This is a genomic window from Nostoc sp. UCD121 (assembly GCF_014222285.1).
In the GTDB taxonomy this organism is placed as follows: Bacteria; Cyanobacteriota; Cyanobacteriia; order Cyanobacteriales; family Nostocaceae; genus Nostoc.
Genome location: NZ_JACKZS010000290.1, coordinates 1 through 7,349, shown reverse-complemented (window position 1 = coordinate 7,349; position 7,349 = coordinate 1). Strand labels below are relative to the sequence as shown.

Annotated in this window: 5 protein-coding genes; 4 read left to right on the top strand and 1 reads right to left on the bottom strand. The window is 42.5% G+C overall.

Annotation, left to right across the window (positions count from 1 at the left end):
* Nucleotides 1-111: 111 nt before the first annotated feature.
* Entirely contained in the window at nt 112-810 is a 699-nt protein-coding gene (gene rppA, locus GNF10_RS33545) for a two-component system response regulator RppA (protein ID WP_185580496.1), read from the bottom strand.
* A gap of 66 nt (nt 811-876) precedes the next feature.
* On the opposite strand from rppA, the gene hisG reads away from it, so the two are divergent.
* The 4 genes from hisG (at nt 877) to GNF10_RS33525 (ending at nt 7,254) form a co-directional block, all read left to right on the top strand.
* Nucleotides 877-1,521, top strand: a complete 645-nt coding sequence (gene hisG, locus GNF10_RS33540; protein ID WP_185580497.1) for an ATP phosphoribosyltransferase — start codon at nt 877-879, stop codon at nt 1,519-1,521.
* A 443-nt stretch (nt 1,522-1,964) separates the two neighbouring features.
* Nucleotides 1,965-4,526 (top strand): GAF domain-containing protein, encoded by a 2,562-nt coding sequence (locus GNF10_RS33535; RefSeq protein ID WP_185580498.1) that lies wholly within the window; start codon nt 1,965-1,967, stop codon nt 4,524-4,526.
* On the top strand, nt 4,523-4,969 hold the full coding sequence (locus GNF10_RS33530) for a response regulator (RefSeq protein WP_185580499.1): 447 nt from the start codon (nt 4,523-4,525) through the stop codon (nt 4,967-4,969). Before GNF10_RS33535 ends, GNF10_RS33530 begins: the two co-directional genes overlap by 4 nt.
* 5 nt (nt 4,970-4,974) lie before the next feature.
* A complete protein-coding gene (locus tag GNF10_RS33525) occupies nt 4,975-7,254 on the top strand; it encodes a response regulator (protein ID WP_185580501.1) in 2,280 nt (759 codons plus the stop codon).
* Nucleotides 7,255-7,349 lie beyond the last annotated feature (95 nt).

Here is a 7,349-nt window from a genome sequence, read left to right as displayed (position 1 = left end):
TGCCTTGCACTTTTGTTCGATTTATAGACTTCAATCACTATTTATACAAGGGTTTCAGTCTTAACCAGCAAGCCCTAATTAATATTCTGGAGATGAGTTGGGAACAGGCGGCTAAACTGACTCCACAGAAGAAGCACCGAAACGATAGCCTTTGCCATAGACTGTGTGAATCAGCGCAGTTTCTCTACCTACCTCAATCTTACGACGCAACAAACGAATTAATGCTGCAATCACATTACTACTAGGTTGTTCTTCCTCCTGCCACAAATTTTCCATAATTTGGGCATGAGTCATTAGTTGTCCAGTGTGTTCCATAAAATATTGCAGCAGCTGACTTTCTTTTTGCGATAACTCAATGATTCTTCCTTTGCGATAGGCGACTTGATTTTCACAATCGAGTTCTAAATCAGCGACGGTTAAACGTCCGATGGTGGTTTCATAGGTTTGGGAACCAGAACGACGCAATAAAGCCCGGACTCTGGCGAGTAACTCACGCAGTTCAAAAGGTTTAACTAAATAGTCATCAGCACCAGCATCTAAACCTTGTACGCGGTCATCTAAAGTATCTTTGGCTGTGAGAAACAGCACGGGAGTGGTTTTGCCTTGTCGTCGCAATTGCTGACAAATCTCTAACCCCGTTTTTCCTGGCAGCATCCAATCTAAAATTAGTAGGTCATAACTGCCTGCTTGTGCATATTCGCTGCCACTTGTGCCATCGAAAGCGGCATCGACAATGTAACCCTCACGAGTCAACAAGCGACTCAAGGGTTCAGTTAGTTCAACTTCATCATCAACTAATAAAATTCTCATGCTGCTGTGGTAAGCATATAGAGATATTATTCAACTGCAAGAACGCCAAGGATATTAAGAAAAAGAATGCTGACTGTTGCATTACCAAAAGGGGAACTCCTTAAAAATAGCATCCGCTTGCTACAATCTGTGGGATTAGATTTTAGCGCTTTTTTAGATTCAGGAACTCGCCAACTTCAAATTCCTGATACTAAGGGAATTGCAAAAGCTTTGTTGGTGCGGGCGCAGGATGTGCCTGTTTATGTAGAATATGGTCAAGCACAACTGGGTGTTGTTGGTTACGATGTGCTGCGGGAGAAGCAGCCGCAAGTTGCCCACTTGGTAGATTTGCAGTTTGGGTATTGTCGGATGTCAGTGGCGGTAAAAGCATCGAGTTCTTACCGATCGCCTTTAGATTTACCACCACATGGTAGAGTTGCTTCAAAATATGTGAATTGCGCTCGTGAATATTTCCACAGTCTAGATTTACCCGTGGAAATTGTACCGTTGTATGGTTCAGTGGAATTAGGCCCGATTACTGGAATGTCAGAAGCGATCGTGGATTTGGTTTCTACAGGGCGGACTATGCGCGAAAATGGTTTAATTGAAATCGCTACCCTGTATGAAAGCACGGCGCGGTTGATTGCCCACCCTCTGAGTTACCGTATGAATACAGGTAATGTCAGTGATGTAATTGCCAAGCTGCGGGAAGCAGTTTTGGTAGAGGTTTAACAGTTAAGTAGGTTGGCGCAATTAAAGCTAACTGTCATTGGTCATTGGTCATCCTTCATCAGTAAAGGTTTTAAGCCTATTTACATTTCGTAACAGACTTGAGTTTTTTTGCGTCAACTTACTTACAGCAGAATTCAGAAGTCAAACTAAGGTTTTCATCAAAAAAATCATGATTTTTCTCACCCCAGCCTTTGACGTAGTGACCAATAACTAGCAGATAGCCTGCAACAATTAAATCTCATCATGCAGACTAAATTTGTTTACACTAGGATTAGTGCGATGGCGTACCCGCCTGCCGTAGAAGTACGACAAAATTGAAACAGAATTCCCTGAACAGCCAAAGGCGGGGAAATGACTAAGAATTGTTAAAAAAAGTTAAGCTACTCTTGAGACAGTCATGCTGTTGACTGAAAATATTACATTTAGATTTGTCATAAAAATTAATGAAAGCTGGACAAATTGATACAGAAATGGCGCGGTTAGAAGCCCTCCGCCAGTATCAAATTCTTGACACCGAACCTGAAGAAGCTTACGACAATCTTGCTCAGTTAGCGGCATTTATTTGTGGTACTTCTATCTCTTTGGTAAATTTTATTGATGAAAACCGTCAATGGTTTAAGGCAAAAGTAGGTTTAGATGTATCAGAAATGCCCCGTTGTGTTGGGTTATCTTACCTTTGCCAAGAGCGGCGTAATGTTGTGGTGGTTCCTGATACCCTAGCTGATGAACAATTGGCAAATAATCCGGTAGTAACTGGCTATCCATACATCCGGTTTTATGCAGGTGTACCCCTAATTACTCCCAAGGGAGATATGCTGGGAACTCTGTGTGTAATTGACCAAGTTCCCAAAGAATTGAGCCAAAAACAAGTGGAGGCGCTTGTGGCTCTGAGTCGCTTGGTAATCGACCAACTAGAACTTAGGCGTTATGTAACTGAGGTATCTCAAGTTACTGAAAAGCTCATGGCCCAAGAGCAAGCAGCCCGCGTCCAGTCTGAAGCTGCAAGAACCCGCATTAATAATCTTCTGGAAAGCATCACTGATGGGTTTTTTGCCCTGGATAAAAAGTGGCGCTTCACCTACATTAATGGTCAAGCAGAACGGCTGTTGCAAAAGAAACAAAATGAGCTTCTGGGTAAAAACATCTGGGAAGTGTTTCCAGAAATCATCGGCACAACATTTTACCGTGAGTATCACAGGGCAATCTTAGAACAGGTGAGTGTGGAATTTGAGGAGTTTTATCCACCACTAAACTGCTGGCTTCAAGTCCATGCTTATCCTGCAAAAGACGGCTTGTCTATTTATTTTCAAGACATTACTGAACGGCGGCGAACAGTAGAAGCACTACGAGAAAGTGAAGAACGTTGGCAATTAGCATTACATGGTAATAATGATGGCATTTGGGATTGGAATCTTAAGACTAATGAAGTGTTCTTCTCAACTCGGTGGAAGGAAATGCTCGGTTATAAAGACCACGAAGTTTGCAACGGTTGGGATGAATGGAAAAAACTAATCCACCCCGATGAGCGAGATTGGGTACTTCAAGCCTTCCAAGACCACTTTGCCAAGAAAACACCGTTTTATGTCTGTGAATATCGAGTCCAGTGCCAAGACGGCAGCTATAAATGGATTCTAGATCGAGGACAGGCACTTTGGGACGCATTGGGTGATATAGTTCGCATGGTGGGTTCTTATACAGATATCACAGATCGCAAGCGGGCAGATGAAGAATTAAAGCGGCAGAATTTGCGATCGCAATTATTTGCAGAAATCACCCTGAAAATTCGAGAATCTCTACAAATAGATGAAATTCTTCAAACCACGGTGACAGAGGTACAAAAATTACTACAAGCTGACCGAGTTTTAATTTTTCGACTAGAGTCTGATGGTTCGGGAACAGTAGTGCAAGAGGCTGTGCTACCTGGTTGGCCCGTAATTCTGAGAAAAAATCTTTTTGACTCCTGCTTTAAAGAAGAATACATAGAAAGATATCGTCAAGGAAGAGTCAGTGCCATTGAAGATATTGAAGCTGCTCACATTCAACCATGCCATCGAGAATTTCTTCAGCAGTTTGCTGTTAGAGCTAATCTTGTAGTGCCAATTCTCGTCAGAGATAGCATTTGGGGCTTGTTGCTGGCTCATCAGTGTGCCGCACCTCGAAAGTGGAATAACTTTGAGACGGAGTTGTTAAAGCAACTAGCTAACCAAATTGGCATTGCTTTATCTCAAGCGCAACTATTAGAAAAAGAAATCCAGCAAAGTCAAGAACTCGTCCGTTCTAATGCGGAATTGGAACAGTTTGCTTATGTGGCTTCCCATGACTTGCAAGAGCCGTTACGGATGGTAACAAGTTATTTACAGCTGCTAGAGCGAAGATACAAAAATCAACTTGATGCCAATGCCGATCAGTTTATCACCTACGCAGTAGATGGGGCGCGGCGAATGCAGACCCTAATCAACGATTTGTTGAACTATTCCCGCGTCAGCACCCGTGGACAGCCCTTTAAATTAGTTGATTGTGATGTAATCTTACAACGGGCGATCGCTAATCTCCAAATTGCGATCGCAGATAATCAGGCAATTATCACTCATGATACTCTACCTGAAGTTATGGCTGATACTACCCAACTCACACAAGTATTTCAAAACCTGATTGGCAACGCCATCAAATTCTGCCAAAATCAGCAGCCACAAATTTACATTGGAGTAGCCAAGCCAAATACAAATTCAGACGAGGAAAGTTTAAATTCTATACCATTGGCAGATGAATGGTTGTTCTGGGTAAGGGATAATGGTATTGGTTTAGAATCCCAGTATGCTGAACGTATTTTTATAATTTTTCAGCGCTTGCACGGTAGAGACAAGTATCCCGGTACTGGAATTGGTCTGGCAATTTGTAAAAAAATTATAGAACGCCACGGCGGCCGGATCTGGGTTGAGTCGAAACCGGGTCAAGGCTCGACTTTCTACTTCACAATTCCAGATAGAGCAGGTAAACAATCGTGAGTATGATAACAGCGATTATGCCTATTGAGGTTTTGTTAGTAGAAGACAATCCTGGCGATGCTCAACTTACACGCATCGCCCTAGAAGATAGTAAAATATCGATTCATCTAAACGTGGTTGAAGATGGTGTGGAGGCAATGGCATTTTTGCGAAAACAAGGACAATACATCACAGTCGCTCATCCCGATATTGTGTTGCTCGATTTGAACCTGCCCAGAAAAGATGGGCGGGAGGTACTGGCGGAAATCAAAGCAGACGACAAGCTCAGGCGAATTCCTGTAGTAGTTCTAACGACTTCCCAAGCTGAAGAGGACATCCTCAAAGCCTATAATTTATGTGCAAACTGTTATATAACTAAGCCAGTAGATTTCGATCAATTTGTTAAAATTGTACAATCAATAGAAAATTTTTGGTTTGCGATCGTAAAACTGCCACCGGAGTAGTGGAAATGGCAGGTAAAAATATTAAAGTCTTGTTAGTAGAAGATAACCCTGGTGATGTTTTTTTATTACAGGAGTTTTTAAAAGAAGTTACCACAGTTGTAGTTGATTTGATACCCGTTGAGCGGCTTTCCGAAGCAATTAACTACTTAGCAAAAGAAATTTTTGATGTAATTCTGCTAGACCTTTCGCTGCCAGATAGCCAAGGGCTAGAAAGCTTTGTCATCGCTCACCATCAGGCTAAAGCCACTCCCATAATTGTGCTGACGGGTATAAACGATGAAACCCTAGCAATTAGGGCGATGCAAGAAGGAGCGCAGGATTATTTAGTGAAAGGGCAAGTAACCGGCGACTTGCTGGTACGTTCTATGCGTTATGCCATCGAACGTCAACGGGCAGACGACGCATTGCGCCATAGTGAAGAGCGATTTCGGGTGGCCCTCAAAAACTCTCCCATCTTTGTCTACAACCAAGATATAGAGTTACGCTACACTTGGGTTTACAATCCCCCATCTGGATTAACAGTTGAAGAAATATTGGGCAAACAAGACTTGGATATTATCCCAGGTGAAGATGCTCAATGTCTTACCACAATTAAACGTGGGGTACTAACCACTGGCATAGGAACGCGAGAGGAAGTATCAATTACAATCAAAGATACAACTCGATATTACGATTTGACAGTTGAGCCATTGCGGAATGAGTCGCAAGAAGTTGTGGGCGTCACATGCGCCAGTATTGATATTAGCGAACGACAAGCTGCGCTACGCGAACGCAAATTGGCAGAGGAAAAAATCCGCGAACAAGCGGCATTACTTGATGTCACCACTGATGCCATTTGCGTGCGAGATTTAAACAATCAAATTATTTTCTGGAACAAAGGCGCAGAAACACTTTACGGCTGGAAAGCTACAGAAGCTTGGGGCAAAAATGCTACTGAGCTTTTATTTGACGAACCTTCACCAGAAATTGAAGCGGCTCTTTTACAAGCTACTAGTAAAGGTAAGTGGCAGGGCGAGTTAACTAAACTGACTAAAATGGGTAAGGAAATCCTGGTTGCTAGTCGTTGGAGTTTGGTGTACGGCGAACAAGGAAAGCCTAAAGCGATTCTCACCGTTGATACAGATATTACCGATAAAAAACATTTAGAAGCCCAATTATTTCGCGCCCAACGCTTGGAAAGTATTGGCACTCTAGCTAGTGGCATTGCTCACGACCTCAACAATATCCTGACACCTATTCTGGCAGGAGCGCAACTTTTACCACTCAAATTTCCTGATGCAGATGAGCGGACTCGCCATCTACTGGAAATTTTGGAAATCAATGCTAGACGCGGGGCAGATTTAGTCAAACAAGTGTTGTCATTTGCACGGGGTGTAGAAGGAAAGCGTATCACTTTGCAACTCAGACATCTAATTGTGGAAGTTGCCAAGATTCTTAAAGAGACATTTCCCAAATCCATACAAATCAGCATAGATGTACTGCAAGATTTATGGATGGTTTCTGGAGATAGCACCCAACTACATCAAGTGTTGATGAACCTCTGCGTTAATGCCCGCGATGCAATGCCCAATGGCGGGAGTTTGAGCATCTACGCCGAAAATCTCTTAATTGACGAAAATTATGCCCGCATGAACCTGGAAGCCAAAGAGGGGCCTTACATAGTAATTACTATCTCTGATACTGGAGTTGGGATTCCTAAAGAAATCTTAGATAGAATTTTCGAGCCATTCTTTACCACAAAAGATGTCGGAAAAGGCACAGGGCTAGGACTTTCCACCGTGCTGGGAATCATTAAAAGCCACGGTGGTTTTGTAAACGTCTATAGCGAACTGGGAAGCGGCACTAGCTTTAAGGTTTACTTGCCAGCAGTGCAGGGAATGGAAACATTTATCCCCCAAGAATTGCCACCACAGACGGGACATGGAGAATTGATTTTGATTGTGGATGATGAAGTTGCAATTCTTGAGATTACCAAAACATCACTGGAAACTCATAACTACAAAACCCTAATTGCCAATGATGGCATTGAAGCGATCGCGCTATACGCTCAAAACCGGGATAAAATTAGTGCCGTACTGATGGATATTATGCTACCCTCACTCGATGGTTTAACTGCCATCCGTACCCTGCAAAAAATTAACCCCAAAGTCAGAATTATTGCCAGCAGTGGACTTATGTCTGACAATAAGCTCAGTTCTGTAGCTGCTGTTGGTATCAATACATTTTTGGTCAAGCCCTATACTGTCAACGAATTATTGGTTTCTTTACAGAAAGTATTATCGTAACTCAAATAATTACGTAAGTAGGGCTTGCTGAAAAAGTCGTATTTAAGCCAGATCAAGAATCAATTAACAATGCTTGTAAGTGAAAATATAATTTA

Excerpts from the sequence above, each read along its gene's own strand:
- rppA (WP_185580496.1), bottom strand. The coding sequence starts at position 810 with ATGAGAATTTTATTAGTTGATGATGAAGTTGAACTAACTGAACCCTTG.
- hisG (WP_185580497.1), top strand. The coding sequence starts at position 877 with ATGCTGACTGTTGCATTACCAAAAGGGGAACTCCTTAAAAATAGCATC.
- GNF10_RS33535 (WP_185580498.1), top strand. The coding sequence starts at position 1,965 with ATGAAAGCTGGACAAATTGATACAGAAATGGCGCGGTTAGAAGCCCTC.
- GNF10_RS33525 (WP_185580501.1), top strand. The coding sequence starts at position 4,975 with ATGGCAGGTAAAAATATTAAAGTCTTGTTAGTAGAAGATAACCCTGGT.